This is a genomic window from Alkalimarinus coralli (assembly GCF_023650515.1).
GTDB classification, from domain to species: domain Bacteria; phylum Pseudomonadota; class Gammaproteobacteria; order Pseudomonadales; family Oleiphilaceae; genus Alkalimarinus; species Alkalimarinus coralli.
In genome coordinates this window covers 3,000,487-3,020,078 of the sequence record NZ_CP096016.1, presented here as the reverse complement: position 1 = coordinate 3,020,078, position 19,592 = coordinate 3,000,487, and the positions used below count along the sequence as shown (strand labels likewise).

At 46.3% G+C, this 19,592-nt stretch carries 21 protein-coding genes and 1 pseudogene; 12 read left to right on the top strand and 10 right to left on the bottom strand.

Features of this window, described 5'->3' with window-relative positions; translation table 11 throughout:
• Positions 1 to 104: 104 nt before the first annotated feature.
• Together MY523_RS13565 and MY523_RS13560 are read left to right on the top strand one after the other, a co-directional pair.
• Positions 105 to 1,115, top strand: coding sequence for an AraC family transcriptional regulator (locus MY523_RS13565; protein WP_250655231.1), 1,011 nt, complete (start codon positions 105 to 107; stop codon positions 1,113 to 1,115).
• 294 nt (positions 1,116 to 1,409) lie between these two features.
• Entirely contained in the window at positions 1,410 to 2,960 is a 1,551-nt protein-coding gene (locus MY523_RS13560) for a B12-binding domain-containing radical SAM protein (RefSeq protein ID WP_250655230.1), read from the top strand.
• Positions 2,961 to 3,066: 106 nt separating this feature from the next.
• Here MY523_RS13560 and MY523_RS13555 read toward each other — a convergent pair whose 3' ends face one another.
• Positions 3,067 to 3,387: an EF-hand domain-containing protein gene (locus tag MY523_RS13555; protein WP_250655229.1), complete on the bottom strand. Its 321-nt coding sequence runs from the start codon at positions 3,385 to 3,387 to the stop codon at positions 3,067 to 3,069.
• 492 nt (positions 3,388 to 3,879) lie between these two features.
• On the opposite strand from MY523_RS13555, the gene MY523_RS13550 reads away from it, so the two are divergent.
• From MY523_RS13550 to MY523_RS13540, 3 genes are read left to right on the top strand one after another with little or no spacing between them, the layout of a single operon-like run.
• Positions 3,880 to 5,352 carry a sensor histidine kinase gene (locus MY523_RS13550; protein WP_250655228.1) on the top strand — a complete coding sequence of 491 codons (1,473 nt, stop codon included), beginning with the start codon at positions 3,880 to 3,882 and terminating at the stop codon, positions 5,350 to 5,352.
• The gene (locus MY523_RS13545; protein WP_250655227.1) at positions 5,339 to 5,953 is read left to right on the top strand and encodes a hypothetical protein; all 615 of its coding nucleotides are present in this window, start codon (positions 5,339 to 5,341) and stop codon (positions 5,951 to 5,953) included. The genes MY523_RS13550 and MY523_RS13545 overlap by 14 nt, the downstream gene beginning before the upstream one ends.
• Positions 5,950 to 7,281 (top strand): sigma 54-interacting transcriptional regulator, encoded by a 1,332-nt coding sequence (locus tag MY523_RS13540; protein WP_250655226.1) that lies wholly within the window; start codon positions 5,950 to 5,952, stop codon positions 7,279 to 7,281. Before MY523_RS13545 ends, MY523_RS13540 begins: the two co-directional genes overlap by 4 nt.
• A 110-nt stretch (positions 7,282 to 7,391) precedes the next feature.
• Here MY523_RS13540 and MY523_RS13535 read toward each other — a convergent pair whose 3' ends face one another.
• The 3 genes from MY523_RS13535 to MY523_RS13525 all read right to left on the bottom strand — a co-directional run bounded on the left by MY523_RS13535 (position 7,392) and on the right by MY523_RS13525 (position 10,442).
• Positions 7,392 to 8,159 (bottom strand): DUF748 domain-containing protein, encoded by a 768-nt coding sequence (locus MY523_RS13535; protein ID WP_250655225.1) that lies wholly within the window; start codon positions 8,157 to 8,159, stop codon positions 7,392 to 7,394.
• Positions 8,160 to 8,354: 195 nt separating this feature from the next.
• Positions 8,355 to 9,371 (bottom strand): YbgA family protein, encoded by a 1,017-nt coding sequence (locus MY523_RS13530; RefSeq protein ID WP_250655224.1) that lies wholly within the window; start codon positions 9,369 to 9,371, stop codon positions 8,355 to 8,357.
• A gap of 3 nt (positions 9,372 to 9,374) precedes the next feature.
• Positions 9,375 to 10,442: an NAD(P)/FAD-dependent oxidoreductase gene (locus MY523_RS13525; RefSeq protein ID WP_250655223.1), complete on the bottom strand. Its 1,068-nt coding sequence runs from the start codon at positions 10,440 to 10,442 to the stop codon at positions 9,375 to 9,377.
• A gap of 152 nt (positions 10,443 to 10,594) precedes the next feature.
• On the opposite strand from MY523_RS13525, the gene MY523_RS13520 reads away from it, so the two are divergent.
• The 3 genes from MY523_RS13520 (at position 10,595) to MY523_RS13510 (ending at position 12,829) form a co-directional block, all read left to right on the top strand.
• On the top strand, positions 10,595 to 11,461 hold the full coding sequence (locus tag MY523_RS13520) for a MerR family transcriptional regulator (RefSeq protein WP_250655222.1): 867 nt from the start codon (positions 10,595 to 10,597) through the stop codon (positions 11,459 to 11,461).
• A 29-nt stretch (positions 11,462 to 11,490) separates the two neighbouring features.
• Complete coding sequence (locus MY523_RS13515; RefSeq protein WP_250655221.1) at positions 11,491 to 12,384, top strand: TIGR01777 family oxidoreductase; 894 nt, start codon at positions 11,491 to 11,493, stop codon at positions 12,382 to 12,384.
• A gap of 73 nt (positions 12,385 to 12,457) precedes the next feature.
• Positions 12,458 to 12,829: a sirohydrochlorin chelatase gene (locus MY523_RS13510; RefSeq protein WP_250655220.1), complete on the top strand. Its 372-nt coding sequence runs from the start codon at positions 12,458 to 12,460 to the stop codon at positions 12,827 to 12,829.
• A gap of 243 nt (positions 12,830 to 13,072) precedes the next feature.
• Here the strand turns inward: MY523_RS13510 and MY523_RS13505 are convergent, their stop codons facing one another.
• The 4 genes from MY523_RS13505 to MY523_RS13490 are packed head-to-tail and all read right to left on the bottom strand — an operon-like array spanning position 13,073 to position 15,068.
• Complete coding sequence (locus MY523_RS13505) at positions 13,073 to 13,291, bottom strand: tautomerase family protein (protein WP_250655219.1); 219 nt, start codon at positions 13,289 to 13,291, stop codon at positions 13,073 to 13,075.
• A 19-nt stretch (positions 13,292 to 13,310) separates the two neighbouring features.
• Entirely contained in the window at positions 13,311 to 13,973 is a 663-nt protein-coding gene (locus MY523_RS13500; RefSeq protein ID WP_250655218.1) for a DsbA family oxidoreductase, read from the bottom strand.
• Positions 13,970 to 14,401 carry a nuclear transport factor 2 family protein gene (locus MY523_RS13495; RefSeq protein ID WP_250655217.1) on the bottom strand — a complete coding sequence of 144 codons (432 nt, stop codon included), beginning with the start codon at positions 14,399 to 14,401 and terminating at the stop codon, positions 13,970 to 13,972. Before MY523_RS13495 ends, MY523_RS13500 begins: the two co-directional genes overlap by 4 nt.
• Before the next feature lie 58 nt (positions 14,402 to 14,459).
• Positions 14,460 to 15,068 carry a glutathione S-transferase family protein gene (locus MY523_RS13490; protein ID WP_250655216.1) on the bottom strand — a complete coding sequence of 203 codons (609 nt, stop codon included), beginning with the start codon at positions 15,066 to 15,068 and terminating at the stop codon, positions 14,460 to 14,462.
• Between the two features lie 182 nt (positions 15,069 to 15,250).
• On the opposite strand from MY523_RS13490, the gene MY523_RS13485 reads away from it, so the two are divergent.
• The 4 genes from MY523_RS13485 to MY523_RS13470 all read left to right on the top strand — a co-directional run bounded on the left by MY523_RS13485 (position 15,251) and on the right by MY523_RS13470 (position 18,591).
• The gene (locus MY523_RS13485; protein ID WP_250655215.1) at positions 15,251 to 16,129 is read left to right on the top strand and encodes a LysR family transcriptional regulator; all 879 of its coding nucleotides are present in this window, start codon (positions 15,251 to 15,253) and stop codon (positions 16,127 to 16,129) included.
• 221 nt (positions 16,130 to 16,350) lie between these two features.
• On the top strand, positions 16,351 to 16,833 hold the full coding sequence (locus MY523_RS13480; RefSeq protein ID WP_250655214.1) for an Hsp20 family protein: 483 nt from the start codon (positions 16,351 to 16,353) through the stop codon (positions 16,831 to 16,833).
• Between the two features lie 141 nt (positions 16,834 to 16,974).
• Complete coding sequence (locus tag MY523_RS13475) at positions 16,975 to 17,907, top strand: alpha/beta hydrolase (RefSeq protein ID WP_250655213.1); 933 nt, start codon at positions 16,975 to 16,977, stop codon at positions 17,905 to 17,907.
• 18 nt (positions 17,908 to 17,925) lie between these two features.
• A complete protein-coding gene (locus tag MY523_RS13470) occupies positions 17,926 to 18,591 on the top strand; it encodes a CocE/NonD family hydrolase C-terminal non-catalytic domain-containing protein (protein WP_256470538.1) in 666 nt (221 codons plus the stop codon).
• 169 nt (positions 18,592 to 18,760) lie between these two features.
• Here MY523_RS13470 and MY523_RS13465 read toward each other — a convergent pair whose 3' ends face one another.
• Both MY523_RS13465 and MY523_RS13460 read right to left on the bottom strand, forming a co-directional pair.
• Positions 18,761 to 19,243 carry a helix-turn-helix domain-containing protein gene (locus MY523_RS13465; RefSeq protein ID WP_250658821.1) on the bottom strand — a complete coding sequence of 161 codons (483 nt, stop codon included), beginning with the start codon at positions 19,241 to 19,243 and terminating at the stop codon, positions 18,761 to 18,763.
• Positions 19,220 to 19,564 (bottom strand): annotated as a pseudogene (locus tag MY523_RS13460) (AraC family transcriptional regulator ligand-binding domain-containing protein); the annotation flags it as partial. The gene MY523_RS13465 and the pseudogene MY523_RS13460, both read right to left, overlap by 24 nt.
• Positions 19,565 to 19,592: the final 28 nt, after the last annotated feature.

Here is a 19,592-nt window from a genome sequence, read left to right as displayed (position 1 = left end):
TTTATTTCGGTGACGTGAGATAGATAATAAAATCGAACGGATCAACAACGGTATCGAATAGGGGACTTTCGTTGGTGAATAGTGGCCATACAAGTAATCATCAGGTGCAACTTAATCAAGATACAGTCTCAGCATCACTCGTTATTGGGCTCTTGAAATCGGCCCGGTCACAAGCGCTAAATCTAGCTCAAATAGAAGAGCGAGTAGGCCTTGCAGAAACTGCGTTACAAGACCCTGTCTCTAGAGTGCCCTATGAGACCTTGATTGTACTGTTGGATGAGCTTTTCAGGTTGTCTGGCGATAGCAGGGAAATCGGCTTGAGATTAGGTAGCCAACTGATACCGGGCAGTTTTAGCGCGCTGGGTTACGCGGCCGCGAGCTGCGAAACCGTAGGCGAAGCCATTAACGTGATTCCTCAATATGAATCCGTCACATTAACCCCCGGCAAGACCTCATTAGAGATATCAGAAGACTGGGCAACCCTCAGCTGGACAACGACCCGAGAACCTTACTCAAACATACTTGAAGAGGTTATCCTAAGCGCGTGGGTAACGTTAGCGAGAACGCTGACTTCTGAAAACTCATTGAATATCAAGGTGGCGCTAACAGGCTGTGCACCCGAAAATGCCGGTCTCTATGCGTCTCTGTTTGGTGATCAAATCTCATTTGAACAACCGATCGCGACAGTATCGTTCCCCGTTAATCTGCTATCTACACCGATTATTCAGTCCGATCCCTTTATTAACAGCCTGATGAAAGAACAGGCAGATCGCATTCAACAATCTTTAACGCGTTTGCAGCGCTTTAGCTGCACTGTTGCCGAGTGCATTAACCGCTCGTTGGCGCAAGGTATTATTGGGCAAGAGGCCATTAGCCAGCAGTTACATATAGGCGTGCGAACACTTAGACGAAGACTCAAGGATGAAGGGACAAACTTTCAGTCACTGCTCGATAGCGTAAGGCGAGAAGGTGCCCAGCGTTATCTAGCCACGAAGTACCTGTCGATTTTTGAAATTGCGATGCTGCTTGGCTATAGAGACCATAGTGCTTTTTCTGCGGCATTCAAGCGCTGGTTTGGCGTTTCGCCGCAAGCTTATCGGGATAGTATTGATTAATGCTCAATACATTACTAGATAAAACTAGAGGTTTTTTGCTCTATTGATGTAGCAGCAATTTTGTCAATGCAAGAAAGTTGCTGCATTGATGGGGCAGTATAATTAAAAGAGCTTGATAGGTGCGTCTATGACGTTCATCATGCCGATCGGCTAATCAAACTGGCTTTCCTTTTAATAGCTTACTAGCGAGTTAACAAAATACCTGAGCATTTCATGGCCTCTCTATTTCTATTTTTGTTAGAACGGGACGAACTGCCAGTGATAAAAAACTGATTTTGATTTCAGCTCCGCTTGATGCTTACCCCGCATTTTGTTTTAACCGCCAAAGAGAAATACGATATACAAACGATGTTACTTAATAATACTGGTTATTCTGGGAAAATCCTCCTAATAGACCTAAACAATGAGGCAGCTTATCCTACGCTTGCTATAGGGGCTCTTGTTTCGCCACTAAAACAAGCCGGGTATGATGTAGATGTTTTTTCCCCGCTGGCGCATGGAATGAAACCGCTTGCGAGGGACCAGCAGGAGAACCTTGTTGATTATGTGGTTGCTCGGCTGCTGTTTGCTGCTAGCCCTTTGTTTGCATGGGCAAATGAGTTTTTGTACGCAACTTATTGTAAGATTCGATTTAGAGCAACTAAAAGGCTGCGTCGGAAATACCGCAGTATTTTAAAAAGCGGGCAATATGATGTTGTTATGGTCTCTTCTTATCTTCAGTACTATAGAATTACTAAAGCAATAGCGGAGGAGACAAAAGTACAGAAAATACCGCTCCTGCTAGGAGGCCCATATTTTAATCACAGAAAAGTCGCTGAAGAATGGTTAAAAATTGATGGCGTTACAGCCATTTTCGGAGGTGAAGCTGATTTTATTATACATGAACTGGCGCATGGCATTATATCTGGAAGTGACGTGAGCTCTATTAAGGGTATTTTTAGGCAAGAAATAACGGCTGTTGGGCAAGCTGCTGATCCTGTTCAGATAGAGGAAGGGCTGCCAATTCCGGATTTTGATCATTTTCGCTGGCATGACTACCCCCACCGCGTATTGCCTATTATGACTGGGAGAGGTTGTGGGTGGGGGCATTGTTTATTTTGTAGTGATGTAACGACTGCCAGTACACGAACATTTAGGTCTAGGTCTTTGTCGTCTGTGTTAAATGAGTTGCAAGTGCAGTCACAAAGGTATGGAGCAAAAAACTTTATTTTTTTTGATAGCAAACTTAACTCTAATTTGGATATTTGGTTCGGAGTTATAAATGGAATTCAGCGTGTTGTGCCGGGAGCCGCGTGGGTTGCATCTGTCCATGTCGATGGGAAAGGGGTCAATGGTCTTGATTTGGAAACGCTAAGGAGGGCATTTAATGCAGGTCTTCGGCGAGTAAGCTTTGGTTTGGAAACGGGGAGTCATCGGTTAAATAAGCTAATGCTTAAGGGCACCACAATTGAGCGCACCAGTCAATTTGTCAAAGATGCAAAAAGTGTTGGCATCAGTATTCGCACCACGATTATTCTTGGTTATCCTGGTGAGACTCCCGCAGATATTAGAGCCACTACGAGCTTTTTAAGGACGCATATCGGTAGTTTGGATCGGGTGAAATTATCAAGATTTAAGGCTATACCTGGCACCGCTTTTCATGAAAGGCTAAAGCAAAAACCTGAGAAATACCCTGGCGTGGTTAACCCCATTTGGGACTACCGTTTTGCACGCGCAATATATGATTACAGGCCAAGCAAGAATCCAGAATATCGTCTAGCCAAAGCTGAGCTGATTAAAACAGTTTATGTGATCAATAAAAAAGAGATTACGGACAGCGCGCAACAGTTCAACGGATTAATGTAATCTAAAAATAAAAAACTGCCTTGTAAGGGGAGTTTAGTCAAGGCAGTATAAAGGGGTAGTGCAAAGAAAATCTGTGTCAATCAATGTCTAAATAATGCTCTCCTTGTTATTCAGAAGGATTTTCAGATGTCTCTGTTGGCGAGTCACCTGGAGCACCTGCTGCGGTTGCGGGGCTTTGATATAGCACGTATTCGCTGATATCAATATCCCCATTGTTGTCTGCATCAAGTTCCACAAATGAGCTGGCCAAATCTTCGCTCGCGCTTGCTTCTTCCTGAGTTAGCTTTCCGTTGCCATCGGTGTCGAGAGCAGAGAACTCTTCTTGAACCTGAGATGAATTGGGCTGCGCGTCCTTCGCCATTCCATCAGCAACAGCTGCGGTGCTGAATGCTAGAAATAGAGCCGTTGTGGCAATACGAATAATCATAATCTTTCTCCGTTACGCTTTTCTGTATTTCACCAAAGTCGTTTTATTCAGACTGCTCAATTTGTCAGAGCGGAGTGTTAAACGGCTGCTAAACGATATTTCTAATGGTTCTGAATACCACGTGTTGTGTCCAGGCTTTAGCTAAACCAATGCCAATATTGATAACTTTTTATAATTCAAATAGTTATGCTTTTTAGCGGTGGTCAGATGGGTGGTTTCAAAGCAAATATGTCGCAGATTTGCGACGCTTTATTTTTGTCTGACTGCTTAGTTATTATAAATCAATGGGTTGCATGTCTTTATTTTGCGACAAACGATTTGTGACGGAAATCTGCCTATGTAGAGTAGGCGCAGCAACAAACTGGCTCTACAATTAATAGAGGCCCTTGCACGACGACTGTGCTCACGTTGTGTAAAGGTCTTTATAGTACCCGTCAATGGTATTGCACACTTTGGCTACGGCTTATTTAGATCATTATGCAGAAACCCGTCATGCTATTTCGACCACGATCCCTGCTACAGTTGGTTGTTATCTCCTTTATTCTGGTTTTGACGCCGCTCGGTGCGCTTCTGGTGCAGGCGTTGCAGGCGCTTGATAGCGTTTCGATGAAAGGGCGAGTCGCCACGCTTGAAATTGCAGCGTTGGCAAAAAGTAGTCAGCGACTACCTGAAATTGTTTTGGACATGGAGCACTCTGCCAGACAGTATCAGGTGTTGGGAGACCCTAAACTCAAAGGTATTTTTCTGGCGACAGAAACACGCTTCACCAAAGACCTGAGCAGTATCTGCAACGAACAGCGAGCACACAACGTGCTCCAGCTCTGTCAGGCGCTTAATGACAGTGCCCAGTCCCTCATTGATACACTGGCAGACGCCCCTTATGACTCATCCGCCTATGACGAGGCACTTGCTGCGTTTGAGCTACTGGCCAAGCAGACTCATCAGCTGGTGCAACAAATTCAGCAACTGATTGAAATCAGATCCGAGCAACTTGCAGTTGATGCCGCCTCAGTCAAGTCAAAGCTCTTATGGCAAGGGGTTAGCTGGGTTCCGCTGAGTATTGCATTGAGTATTTTGTTTACCTTTTTAATCATACGACCGATACATCGACTGGAAGAGATCATTCAACAGCTGGGCACGGGGCAGGCCCCGTTAAGATTTGAAGTTCATGGGCCTAAGGAGTTAAATAAGCTCGGCGAGAAACTCCAGTGGTTACAGTCACGGCTACAAGCGCTTGAAGAGCAGAAACTGCGCTTTATTCGACAGATGTCCCATGAATTAAAAACGCCGCTTGCCAGTCTTAGAGAAGGGGCTGACCTTATGGAAGAGGAAATTCTCGGCCCGTTGACGGAGTCCCAGCGAGAAATTGTCATGATTCTTCAAGACAAAGGGCTGCAACTACAACGTATCATTGAGAACTTACTCGACTTTAATGGGCTAAAATATCAGCGAGGGATACTGATTAGCCAGTTTGACTTGCGTAAACTGGTCGATGAAGTGCTGCGGGAACACCGCTTGGATATAGACAGAGCAGGCCTGTACTACTGCCTTGATGGGCCGTCGTTGACACTGCATGCAGATAAGATAAAGCTAAGGACATTGCTGGGCAACCTGATATCCAATGCGGCCTATTATAGTATCCCTCCAGCGAGAATGTGGCTGAGCTGGAAGGCTTCAGACCGTAACTTGCTGCTTCAAATTGCCAACAGTGGGCATGCTATCCCGGACGAAGACCGTCAACGTATCTTCCTGCCTTTTGAACAGGGTCGCCAGCCCAGGTCTGGCACCATTAAAGGTTCAGGTATTGGCTTGTCTGTTGCCCAGGAGTATGCCCTAATGCATGGTGGTCGTTTGCAGTTGGTGAGTCACCCTCAAGCAGAGGTATGCTTCGAACTACAGATTCCTTTGGTATCAAAGGGCAGCATTAGTGAGCCTGAGAGTGAAGGCCGTCATGAACAAGGGTAAGGATGATAAAGGTAGAGACTTCATGAGATTGACAGGCTTGTCTATTGGGGTGGTTGTGCTCGCAGTGTCTGCGTGCGCAAACCAGCATTATGAAGTGCAGCAAGCACCTGCACCCGTGGACGTTGAGGAGATAAAAAACGTCCCCCCAGCGTGTGATTTGAACTTACCGGCAGAAGACTGGGTCGGCGCGTTTATGCTTCCTGATGCGCTGCGCGAAGAGGCGATCAGCACCGTTGAAGAGACTGACAGTACACAAAATATGTGGCTTCGAGCTGTTTTGCTGACTCATACAGAGTCAAGTTATCGTGACTTGAGAGAGGCTGAAAGTCAGCTTCTTAAACTGATGCAACTAACTAACGCAGAACCCACTGGCTGTGACTCTAACGAGCTGCTCGAATATGTGCTCAAGATTAATCAGATGCTTCAGGAACACAAGTCAGAAGTGGTGCTATTGCAGCGTAAGATCAATCAGCAGAACAAATCGATTAAATCGCTGGAAGAAGAGAGTGCTGTGCTGAAGAAAAAGATAGAGGCCTTAACCAATATTGAGCAGCGAATGAAGCAGCGCTCGAAGAGTGTCAAAGCTGAGGCTGCGCCATGAAACGAGCCCCTCACATATTGTTGGTCGATGATGACGTAAGCCTGCTGCGTCTGCTGGCTATGCGCCTGGAGGCTGAAAACTATCAGGTTCACTGTGTTGATAGTGGAGAGACAGCCCTTCAGTGGATAGCCAACAAACGCGTTGATCTGGTTATTACTGATTTAAGAATGGAAGGGATCGATGGTTTGGCGCTGTTTGGCAAAATCCAGCAGCAACAGCCAGGGTTGCAAGTCATTATTATGACCGCCCATGGCTCGATTCCTGAAGCGGTTGCAGCCACCCAGCAGGGTGTTTTCAGTTTTATCACCAAGCCCATTAACCGGGATGAGTTTCTCTCAGAGATTCGCGAAGCGTTACAACAAACCTCGACGGTAGACGAAGAGTGGCGCTCAGACATTGTCACAAACAACGAAACCATGGAAACCCTGCTGGGGCAAGCGCATCAAGTCGCCCAAAGTGATGTTAGCGTGCTGATAACCGGGCCAAGTGGCACTGGCAAAGAGTTATTGGCCAAAGCCATTCATAAGGCCAGCCCTCGGCATGATAAACCGTTTGTCGCCGTGAATTGTGGTGCGTTGCCAGAGCACTTGCTAGAGTCTGAGTTGTTTGGCCATGTGAAGGGGGCGTTTACCGGCGCCATCGCTGAGCACACTGGGCTGTTTCTGGCGGCTAATGGCGGCACGCTTTTTCTTGATGAAATAGGTGATATGCCAACTACGTTGCAGGTCAAGTTGCTAAGGGCGTTACAGGACAGAGAAGTGCGCCCTGTAGGGAGTGTGCGTTCTGTGCCCATTGATGTGCGTATTTTGTCTGCGACTCATTTTAATCTTGAAGAGGCTATGCAACATCAACGCTTCAGGGAAGATCTCTACTACCGGTTGAAAGTGGTTAAGCTCCAAATCCCCAGCCTGGCAGAGCGCGCTGATGATATTCCAGCGCTGGTGCGCTATCTGCTCGATAGAAAAAAGAGCGCTAAAGTAAAAGGGTATTCGCCTGAATCAATGCAGATGCTGATGGCGGCTCCCTGGCCTGGGAATATTCGCCAGCTGGTGAATGTTGTAGAGCAAACCCTGGCACTTGCAACAACGCCTATTATCCCAGCGGCGTTAGTTGCCCAGGCGCTTGAGCAACAGGCAGAGTATCTGCCATCGTTTAACGATGCACGCGCAGAATTTGAGCGCAATTACCTGAATAAACTGATGACCATGACCGAAGGGCATGTTGCCAATGCCGCAAAAATAGCACAGCGTAATCGTACTGACTTTTATAAACTGCTGTCGAAATACGGTATCGAAGCGACTCAGTTTAAACCCAAGTCCAAACAATAGAACAATCAGTATGCTGGGTCTATAGGGTGTGCTTGCGCACCATCAGTAATTAACGTTCAGAGCGACTCGGTGCGCAGGCGCACCCTATAATTATTGATGGTGCTACTTTTTTAGTTACCAAAACTATTCAAAAGGCCTTTCAATTTCTCGCCGCCTTTTTCGTCTAATTTTTCCATTATCTTTTCTTTTGCTTTGTCTTTTAACTTCTCTTCTTGCTTGTCTTTAGCCTGTTTGATTATTTTATCCAGCATACTTTTGCCGATGGCCTGACCAAGCTCTTCTGGAGGAAGGCCATTGTTTCCACCAATATTCTGTATAGCGAACGTTGGCAGTGTTTCGTCATACTTCTTCTGGCCCAGCGCGGTCAGGTCTAGTGCAAGTTTCGTGTCTTTAACCGTCAGTTTTTTAACTACGATGCGAATATCAGACTGCCCAGATGCTTTCTCTTCTGTCTCTTTGGGCGTTGAAGCCTGGCCAGAACTTTGGCTGCGCACTTGATCGAGTAACGCGTTTAAGTTTCCTTTACCTTGCGCGTTTAATTCATAGAGTGTTGACACTGAATCAATCAATATTTCTTCGATGACAATCGGCATTTCAGTGATATTTTTGGTGTCGATATCCAGTCGTACGGTATCAAAACCAAGGGCTGTTGCGTTACTGAAACCTTTAGGATTGGCGATTGAAAAGCCAGTTATTTCGCCAAATCCATCGAGTAGCTTAATATTCACGCCACCGACTTTGACTTCCGTTTTTAGTGCATTTGAGCCGTGTTTTTCAACCTGCTCTTTGACAATTGAGTTGATCGATCCAAGATAGTAGTAGGCAGCACCGCCAAGAGCGACGATGGCTAATAGAAGTACAATCAGTATTTTTTTCATTATTAAGTCCTTGATAAAAGAAAAAATGTGACCGACAGTTTATAAATTAAATGTCGCCCAATGTCACGTTACAGCGCACCCTAAACCAATACTGCTTCCCTAAACGAATACTACCTCTATAAACCAATACTATGCCCTTGATTACGTTGCACTTCATTACGGCTACAAAAGCGGGATTCATCACCAGACTCGTCGCTACAGCAGGTTCGCCAGACCCAATGATTCAGGATAGGGGCTAAGGTATCGCTGATTCCGAATATAGTCTGAACCATACTGTTCCAGGTAGTGCTTCAGTAACGTCAGCGGGGTAACGAGAGGCAACACGCCCTGATGGTATTTCTTAATGACCTCCGCAATATTCTGTCTTGCCTGGGAAGGAACGGATTTTCTCAAATACCCCAGTATATGCAGCAGTGTATTGGTGTGATTCTTCTTGCTGGCAGGTTTTGAGATTGCCGACATAAATTGCTGAAAGTACTCAGCAGTGAGCGTATTAATCGCCTGTTTCGCGCCGCGCCCCAATAGGCGACCTAATTTCCGATAGGCTGTTTGATTATGCGCCATGAGTACATATTTGTAGCTACTATGGAAAGCAATTAACTTTCCCATGCTTGGCGCGGCTAAGACCTCGGTGCGGAAGTGGTGGTAGGCGTAAACGCGTAAGACAAAGTTCTCGTACAACCTTGCGTCATGGAGGCGGCCTTCCTCTTCAAGAGGCATAAGCGGAAATCGATCTCTTAATGCCTGGGCAAACAATCCCCTTGATTTTTTTTCGTGAGGGTAACCGTTTTCTTGATAGACTTTTACTCTTTCCAGTCCGCAACTCGGGGAGTTTCGCATGAGGATGTAGCCATCTAGCTCACCGAATTGCTCAAGCTTGTGCCTAAAGCCGTCAGTTAGTTGATCCGTTAGGTTTTCGCTGCTCCCGCTGGTATATGACAGGGTAGGGCTGTCCGGGTCACCGGTTAAACGCATGGTGGGTCTGGGTGTACTGAAACCGGCAGCGACTTCCGGGCAAAAAGTCTTGAACTGAAAATGCTTGCTTAGGGTATTCTGGCACAATCGTGATTGGGTATGCCCCCCGTTATAGCGAACTTCATGTCCAGCAAGGCAGGCGCTGAGTCCGATATTGATTTTCCCCGAAGCTTTATGCATGGTGTCCGGTGATGTCGGAATCGCGCTGTCTGTTGCAATAATGGTTTGATTATTCATCTCTTATACCTCTTGCGTTAGCGTGGAAGCAATGTGATCACTCAGGTTTTGACTGCTATTCAGGGCGCCGATAATCCCGCCCCCAGACAGCCAGTCGGCGCAGCAACCGAGTCGCAGTCCTTCATCCCACAAGAACGGTTGCTGGCTTGCGTTGTCATTAACCAAACTGCTGTTAGCTGTTGTAATGCGGTGTCCCGCCAATCGCCAATAATGAGATGTCAGGACTTTGCTTGATTCAGGTTGCATCGAGAGATTGAAATGTTCACAAAACAGGTGATGCATCTTATCCGCGACTATTTCAGCATCCTGGTTATGTTGTTGCTGAGCCCATTCGTGAGTACTGTGAAGGACCCAGATATCATGTTTTTGATGGACTTTTGTGCCTTTCTGATTTGGCTTGCTATTGGCCCTGATCGCTTTTGAAAATACCGGATGACTGCCCTGAAAAACGTCTACCGAAGTTTCCAGGGGGTGTTCAAGCGAAATCGCGCAGACGTATTGAGGGAGGCTTGATTGAGAGGCCTCCAATATAGCCGTTGCAAAATGTGTGTATTGCCCTACCAGGCTATAGGTCTGTTCGGCGGGAGCGGTGATGATGACGGCAGTGGCTTCCGTGATAAGCTGGTCAGCCCCATCCAGTAATTGCCAAACCTCGTCTGTTCGTTGCAGTGTATGCACATGTTGCTGCTTGAGGCAGGTGACATCGCCAAGCAGATGGCGGTGAAACGCATTCATTGATGGCATGCCGCACAGTTCAATCTGTTCCGTGATGGGAAAGGAGGGCTGAAAGCTGGCTGATTTAAAATTCCACTCGGTCAAATATCCCAACTTTACCCAGTGCTGGGTGTAGTCGATGAGTTGTTGGCTGTCTATATCGTAGGTGGAGAAGCTAGAGGCCCCTAAGTCAACGTTTTCAATGTCTGGCACACGCCTTCGGCTACAGCGCCCGCCCAAGCCTCGGCTTTTCTCGATAACGCAGCACCTTAGGCCTGCCTCAGACAGCTGTTTTGCCGCCATGCAGCCTGCTGTACCCGCGCCGATAATCGCGATATCAATTATTGAGTGAGCCATTACCACCTCTCAAATAGTTATACATAAAATTTGAATGTACAACTATTATCTTATACAAAAAAATACTATGTACAAGAAAAATATTGTACAAAAAAAATTAATGTATAATAATTGCCCCAGATGAACGATGTGTATATGAGAGCTAAGAGTTTATGTCTCAACAAGATAGCCAAGTTGAAACAGCCAGATTTCCCATTCGAGAGCTGAGCGCTCGTACCAAGGTTAATACGGTTACAATACGAGCATGGGAAAGGCGCTATGGTTTACTAACCCCTCAAAGGACGAGCAAAGGGCATCGCCTTTATTCGGACAGCGATGTGACGACGGTCGAAAAAATACTGGCACTGGTTGCCCGTGGTGTGCCGCTGGGTAAGGTCAAGGCTCTGTTGACCGAAGATGAGCCTGATGATGGCTACAATGCGCTCGATACATGGGCAGAGCCGGTTGAGGCCTTGCTTGGTGCGGTTCAGGCGTTTTCGTCTAGCCGGATAGAGCACTTGGTTGATGAGTACTTCTTAAATTACCCTCCCGCGGTGTGCCGTGAAAGGTTAGTTGAGCCCGCGTTAGAGACGTTAGCTCAGGACGGTAATAGCAACGCTGCGCTTGTTTTTGCCGAGAGTGAGCTGATTCGATATGCGACATTGCGCCTTAATAATAAAGGTGCCAGCAATAAACGCCCGGTACTGGTGATGGCCTGTGGCGATAATACACCCGTCTGGCGCTTGTCGTTGATGGCAATGGAGTTTGCTGATGCAGGGTATAAAGTGCAGCTGATTACACAGCCTCTCAGTGTTGATGCGTGTGTTGAAATAACCGCTAAACTAACAGACGCAAAGGTCATTTTTTATCAAGATGGTCTATGGCGTGAGAACGAAGCAGAAAAAATGAGCCAGACGCTGTCTTCATGTGACGGCCTGATACTCATTGGTACTGCTCCGATATTAGCCGGACTGGAAGATGATCAAAAGGTTTTTAACGATTTGGGTCAGTGCATCCGAGTCATAAACAAAGCACCTTGAATACAACTTGATACGCGAATGGAGGCTGTATGAAACTATTAGTAACGGGCGGCACCGGTTTGATCGGTAGTCGATTTATACAGACATTTCCGCAGCATCAATATACGGTACTAAGCCGCTCCCCTGAGCGTGCTAAGACTCGGCTTCCAAATTCGACTAAGGTGATTGGCGGCTTGTCTGATATCGATAATCTGGATAGCTTTGGCGGTGTGATTAATTTGGCTGGGGAACCCATAGTAGACAAGCGCTGGACAGATAAGCAAAAGCACATTATCTGTGAGAGCCGTTGGGATATCACTCGCCAACTGGTTGATAAATTTCGTTTAAGCAGCAACCCTCCTGCATTCTTTGTCAGTGGCTCAGCCATTGGCGTATATAGCGACCATGGTGATGCCATCATTACAGAGCAGTCGACTTCGACTCAGGCGGATTTTGCCACATCGGTCTGCGAGCGCTGGGAATCTATAGCCAAAGAGGCAGAACCCTATACCCGTGTCGTTCTTCTACGTACGGGGATTGTGCTCGACGCCAAAGGCGGAGCACTGGCCAAAATGCTGCCCCCGTTCAAGCTCTGCCTGGGAGGCAGAATAGGGGATGGGCGCCAGTATATGTCATGGATTCATATTAATGACATGGTGAGTGCCATTGAGTTTCTTATTAACAATCAACACTGTAGCGGGCCGTTTAATATGGTCGCCACTGAACCAGTACCGAATCAGCAGTTTACGAAGGCGCTGGCTTCTGCACTCAACAGGATAGCGGTGCTGCCGGTGCCGAAGTTTGCATTAAAGTTGCTGCTTGGGGAGTCCTCTGAGCTATTGCTGGGGAGTCAGCGAGTAAAACCAGATAAACTATTAAGTAGTGGGTTTCAGTTTAAGTTTCCAAGCCTAAACGCGGCGCTTGGGGATCTGTTTAATGATTAACTACTCGCCTAAAGCTCAGGTTATAGGCAATGCGAGATATAACGGATAAAAAATTAATTTTTGAGTATACAGCATGAAAAATTTGGTTCTTGTGGCGCACGGTAGCCGACGTCAAGCTTCAAATGAAGAAGTAAAAGTTCTAGCCGCCAAAGTGGAGAAACACCTACCTCAAGGCTTTAGTGGCGTTAAAGTTGCGTTTCTAGAGCTTGCTTCTCCGTCGATCGAGGCCGCTATTGATAGTTGTTACGAAGAAGGGGCTTCTGAGTTACTGGTGTTGCCGTATTTCCTCTCGGAAGGGACGCATGTCGCAAAAGATGTGCCCTCTGAAGTGGCGAAGGCGATGGATAAGTGGCCCGATAGGAAAATTGAAATTGTCCCGCACATCGGTTCATTGGACTCGATGATTGATCTAATTATATCTGTTTGCCCGACAACAGAGGTTTAATGAGTGATTATTTTATGATGTCGCGGGTGGCCCATGTGAATATGATGGCGATACGATGCAAGATATTCACACAGGCATGCATATAAAGAACACGACTTCAACAGCTTGGTCGAGCGTTTAATCGAGGCAATGGACTCAGCAGGCATTGCCTACCCATTATTGCCAACCCATTACAGAATAAGCCGCTCTCTTGTTTAGTGACATTGAGAAAAGACATTATCAAGATGTAGTGTTGCTTGGCGATCACCCCGGCCTTTTTGGGGTTGATGATTGGCGAAGCGTCGTAACCTGTTCAAAGCCTATCCCCCAATTGTCGGTATTAACCTCATCAATAACAACAAACGTCGTTTTAGGGTCTTTGTTGAGAACATCCACCATTAGCTGAGTCGTCCCTTTTATCAGTGCTTGCTTTTGCTCGTTAGTGACCCGTTCGTCGGTGATTTTGATATTTATATATGGCATGTTTTACTCTACTCGTGAGTTAGCTTGCTAAATGAACGTTAGGGTTATCCTGTTTGATTTGATCAGTGATTAGCTGCTCAAAATACGCAACAGAATTTGAGCCAGTCACTAACTGATGATCATTGAAAATAAAGGCTGGCACGCTTGGCAGGTTTAGCTGCTGTACACGCCTTTTTTTAAGCTGCCAGGCTTGGTCTACTTCGTCTGATGTTAGTGCTTGCTGCGCCTGAAATGTATCCAGCCCTAAGTTCCGGCAAAGTTCCACCAGCACTTGAGTATTGCCAATATCCAGGCCGTGCTTGAAGTAGGCGTCTATTAGCTTGTCATTCATGGCTTGCTGCATGCCAAACCCTTCGCACCAGTGCATTAAACGGTGCCCTTGAAGGCTGTTGAAGTAACGGGTTCGTTTTGAAAAATCCATACAGACGTCCGCTTGTTCGGCTACTTTTAATAACGCTTGGCGATACTCCTGCCGCTTCGTAATACTCCAGCCGTAGCGTTGTTTAAGGTAGTCGTTGATATCTTCACCTTCGGGCTCCATATTCGGGTTAAGCTCATAGGGCAAAAAGTGAAAGTCCAGGGTGATATTCAAATTGCGAGCAGCAGCCAGAACGTTGGCATACCCTATCGGACACCAGGAACAAACCAGGTCATGTATCATTTCGACTTTTAAGGTTTTCACAATGCTTCATCCTTTAAGTCTGTGTACATTTTGTTGACGATTAACCAGCGCCCGTTCTCTTTTAACAGACCCAGAAAGTCAAGATATGCGTGGTTAAACAGAGGGCACTCCAACTTGACCATGGCCTGATCTTTTATGACCTCAATGGATAACAACCTGAATTCATAAGGTCGTCCCTGCTCGACAGGCACCGGACGATTGGCGACGGCCTCAAGCCATTCATCCAGGCTGCGTCTCAGGCCTGGAGCCTTGAGATAGGCATCAGGGTGAAAAATGGCTTTCAGCTTCGCCGCATCCCCATGATGCAGACCATCAAAATAGTCCCGTATAACGTCGATGACTGACGCGAAATCATTCGCGCCAAAATCGGTTGAAGGTGCTGTATCGGTTAAAGGTACTGTATCGGTCGAAGGTATCGTATTCTGCACGAGTGATCTCCCATGAAGCGTTGCGCAAAGGGCTGTCTTGATTATGACGGTATAGCTGCTAGGCCGCTGAGCGCAGTTGCTCTGTTTCGAGGGCTTGTCTAAAGCTGGTCATGGTTTGTACTTTCTCAATCATTTTTTGGGTGTTGTGCCCGAATTGAATATCGACCGGAAAGTTGGCGCCCCAGCGCGAATAAACGGTTAGCATAATGTCTGCGGCTGAAGGTTGGGCTCCGCCTAAAAATTCCTGTTGTTCCAGTTGCAGATCAACCACTTGCCATAAGCGGGTGATCGCCTGGGCCGCCGCTTCAAATGCTTGTTGCTTGGCTTTCTCATCACTAATGTACTGGGCTATAAAGAATAAGCGGCCGTAGGCAGGGTGCATGGTGGCATTGGCAAACATGATATTTTGAATAGCGGTTTCTCGGGCCTCCCCTGCGGTGGGCAGCATGGTATTGTCGTGTTTATTGAGCAGATACAGCATGATTGCCGCGCCTTCCCTGTGTGTGCTGTCACCGTCAACGAGCACCGGAACGGAACCGACAGGGTTGATACTGTTAAAGTCCGCAACCTTCTGCATATCGATAATGTCGACCTCTTGCCCGAGCTCTCGAAGGACGACTTGTGTTGCCAAGGAGCACGCACTGGGTAGGTAGTATAAGGTGTACATTGTTTAGACCTCATTTCAGATTAATTTATGTTCTAAGCCCGCCGCAAACATGTAGTTAACGGCGACGAAGAAAAGTTTAGTGCTTCAGGTTAAGTGGATATATAGCTACAATAAAAACCAAGTGTTCTCATTATGGAAACAATTGACAGTGTTAATGACCTCTTCTTCAGCGAAACCGTGGCATGGATAAATTAAGAGCGATCGAGCTATTTGTCCGTCTGGCCGACTTGGGTAGCTTTACCCGAGTTGCAGAGCAGACCCACTCTTCGAAATCGATGATTAGCAAAGAAATTAGCCGGCTTGAGGGTGAATTGGGTGCTCGTTTACTTCATCGTTCCACACGAAATGTAAAGCTGACCCATGTTGGCGAGGGTTACTTACAGCGGGCAAGGGAGATATTGGAAAAGCTGGAAGATGCCAATAATTTCGTACAAGAGCTGCAATGCCAGCCACGCGGAAAACTGAAAATCAACGCCCCCATGGCGTTAGGTATCACAGATTTATCTGCACTGTTTGCAGACTTTATGCAGGCTTACCCTGATATAGAGTTAGATATTCACCTTGGGGATGAGAGTATTGATTTAGTCGAGCAGGGGTTTGACTTGGGGTTTCGGGCGTCAAGCCGTCCTGTTGATTCAAACTATGTTGGTCGGCCGCTCACTGATTTTCGGTATCGAGTCTGTGTTGGGCCTGAATACCTGGATCATCACCCGGCGATTACGCTTCCCAGAGACCTAAGCGAGCATAACTGTTTCGTGTACAGCTATTTCCAAGGTAAAAACACCTGGCCGATTGAAGATGGCGTTGTAATAAATGGCACGTTACGTGTTAATAGCACCATCTTTATGATGGAGGCGATTAAAAGGAATCAAGGGGTTGGTTTTATCCCTGACTTTGTCTGTAAGGAGGCGATAGCGAAAGGGGAGGTCGTTGAAGTCTTGAAAAACGCCAATAAACCCAAATTGACGTTATATGCGCTATACCCTGCGCGGCATTTTGTGCCCTCAAAACTGATTCAATGTATTGAGTTTTTAGAGCGGTGGTTTGCCAACAAATATTGATAGCTTTCAATCCCGCAAGCGACCCAATGTTGTATTTTATGATGCTGTAAAATCGGTGTTTTTATCGATCTTTGTAATTGATTGCGAAATTTTTTAAACAAATCCCTTGAAAATAATATCGGAAACCTTATTTAAAAAATTGTAGGCAATTCGTCTTATTACAGAGTGTTGTCTACCTCATTTGAATTTATTTTACATTGCTTCTTATTGGAGGATCTATTATGAACTCAATTGATTTGACCCCACTTTACCGCAGCAGTATCGGCTTTGACAGGTTAGGGGCACTGCTTGATAGTGCACTAACATCTGATAGTTCTGCGACCGGTTATCCACCCTACAATATCGAAGTGCTTGACGATAATCGGTACGCCATAGCTCTGGCTGTAGCAGGGTTTGAAGAAAGCGAACTCGATATTAATGTGGAAAAAGGCGTGCTCACCATTCGCGGCGAAAGAGCGAAAACAGAAGAGCATAAATACCTGCATCATGGTATCGCAAACCGAGCGTTCGAACGAAAGTTCAACCTTGCGGATTACATAGAAGTGACAGGCGCCGATCTGAAAAACGGACTGCTCACCATTAACCTGGTTAAGGAAATTCCAGAGGCGATGAAGCCTAAGAAAATCTCAATCAACCAAAACCAGAATGTGTTGGAGCACAATTCCGAAAACAAGGCGAACGAAAAAGGCAATGAAGCTGCCTAATCGGGGAATAAGGCTGCGGGCAACCCGCAGCCTTGTGTTGTTTTTATTGTTGCCATCATGGCAGGTGATGTACTAGACGTATGACGTTGCAGTGTTATGCGTTGCTTGACAGGGTTATATAAATGGAATGAGTCCTGTTCATTGTTTTCCTCAACCTTTGCGTTTTCTGCAGAAAGCCCTCTAATTCCCACCATTACTTTTGCTAAAGGATTTCTAGACAGTCCTAATTTCACCCAATCTGATGACTACACCATTAATGATGATATTTTGATCACGTCGGATGATGGAGTGACTCTTACTGCAAATGTGATTACTCCGACCAGTGGTGCAGACAGCTATCCTGCAATCATATTTATTAACAGCTGGACCATGAATGAATACGAATATACCTCAGAGGCACAAAAACTAGCAGCAGACGGATATGTTGTTTTAAGTTATAGCACGCGCGGATTTGGGAGTTCTGAGGGGCTGATCGATACTGCAGGCCCTAATGATACAATGGATCTTAGCATCGTAATCGACTGGTTAATTGAGAATACTCCGACAGACCCAGAGCGCATAGGGGTTGCCGGGATATCCTATGGTGCGGGTATTGCCCTCATTGGCGCCGCCCATGATTCAAGAATTAAAGCTGTGGCATCCATGAGTGGCTGGGGAAGTTTGATAGAGTCTCTATACGGTAACAGCACCACCCCTTTAGCCTGGGGACAGATACTGGATTATTCGAGCCAGATTACTGGTCGACCAGATCCCGTCATTCATGAATATTATAATGTGCTATTAAACCAGGAAGTTGAAAGGATTGATGAACTCACTGAGTGGGGCAGACCACGATCTCCTATCTCATTCATTGATCAAATTAATAGCAACGGAACTGCAATTTACCTGAATAAAAACTGGGGTGACTATCTGTTCCCCTCAAATAATACGCTCGACTTTTACCAACAACTTAACACTCCCAAGCACCTGACTTTAGTACCAGGAACCCACGCTAGTAATGAATTGCTCGGCATGCTGGGACTGGGTTCAAATAAGATTCTGAAAAATGCCCGCCGTTGGTTTGACCACTTCTAAAAAGGTGAAGATAACGGCATACAGCATGAACCTCCTGTACAGATGGAAGTTAAGTCGAATGGACATGTCGAAACCTTTGACGATTACCCTGTACCAGGTACCCAAATGGTACAATACCATCTTCATCCACGTGGTTTTGGTTTAGCAGGAGAGCTGGAAGACGCACCTTTCCAAAGCCGATGGTCCAGATCTGACTACATAAATTCCTACTTAGACACCCTAGCGGATTCTGGTATACCGGTTATCTCTCAACTTGTTGAGCAATTTGATATACCTACTACCGCCTATATTCCTGCAATTTCTCGACTAAATGGAGTTTGGTACGAAACTAATCGCCTCGATAGAACGATGAAAATCAGGGGAAATGCGAATCTTACACTTCAATTTGAACCGCTAAACTCTCAGGTACAAGTGGTCGCATACCTTTATGATATGAAACCATCCGGAATGGGGACTCTAATTACTCATGCTCCCTTTACTCTTCCAGTTACCCAATCAGGAAAAGCGATCACACTAGATTTTGATTTGCTCGCAACGGCCTATGATGTTCCTCAGGGCCACAAGCTTGTGCTAGCAATTGATACTCAGGACTCAAGCTATGGAAAACTGCCAGACTCCAAATTTAAGCTAAAAATCAAATATCACTCGGGACAACAATCTGTGCTGAAATTACCGGTTTTGTAGATTTTTAATGACAACAAGAGGGGGGGACAATGAGAATGATTACGTTTTGTCACCGCTCCCTTAAATCTCTTAAATCTTTGTGACGGTGCAAGCTGGTCTTTAGTAAGAAATTCCAGTTTGATCAATGACGCGGAGGGGGGTGACCTTTGCCTTGACGCAGGCAAACGTCTTAATTGGTATATTCTGTTGGTGACATTCCGCTCCAACGTTTAAATGAGTGACCAAACGATGCCGAACACGAGAACCCCAGGCGATAGGCGACTTCGCTAACAGTATGCTTGGGTGAGCAGAACATGCGCTGTGCTCGTTGATAACGGATGCGGTCAGAGATCTCCTGATACGAGCTGCCTTCCTGCTTTAGCCTTCGTTTCAGGGTGCTCACGCTGACCCCTAAAGCGTTGGCCGTCTCGTCTAAACTCGGCCAGTGCTGCCACTCCTTTTCTGACCTCAGGTACTCGCTGACTTTATAGCGGTATCGCTTTTGGCTGATGTCAGCTTGATAAATCGAATCAACCTGCTTGAGCAGATGCTCATAAAGCCCTTTGTTCGGAGCGTTTGAAGCCAGTAGCAATGTCTCATAAGAGAAAATAATGCGATTTGCTTTTTGCTCAAACAGCACCTCACAACCAAAAATATGCTGATACTCGGCCATTGCGGTAGTCGGTGGGTGAGAGAACTCCACCCGAAGTGGCTTTACGCGGTCTTTTTCTTTACGTGCGACAATTTGTTGTCCGAGCTGAACCATCGAGGCGAAATGAAATTCCACCTGATGAAAAGAGGCGGAGTGCGGATATAAGTATTCCAAACTATACGTTGTGACCCGTTGCTCGGTTTTTGACTCGCTGACCAAGGCTTCGTTCATCATGAAACTGTACTTATCAATAAGCTGCATTCCGTCATAGATGGTGGCACAGTTCATCAGCAGATGAGAGAAAATTCCGTAACTTGTCAGGTGGCAGTGCTGCCCTGTATGAAGACCAAACGCGTTGTCTGAGCAGGTT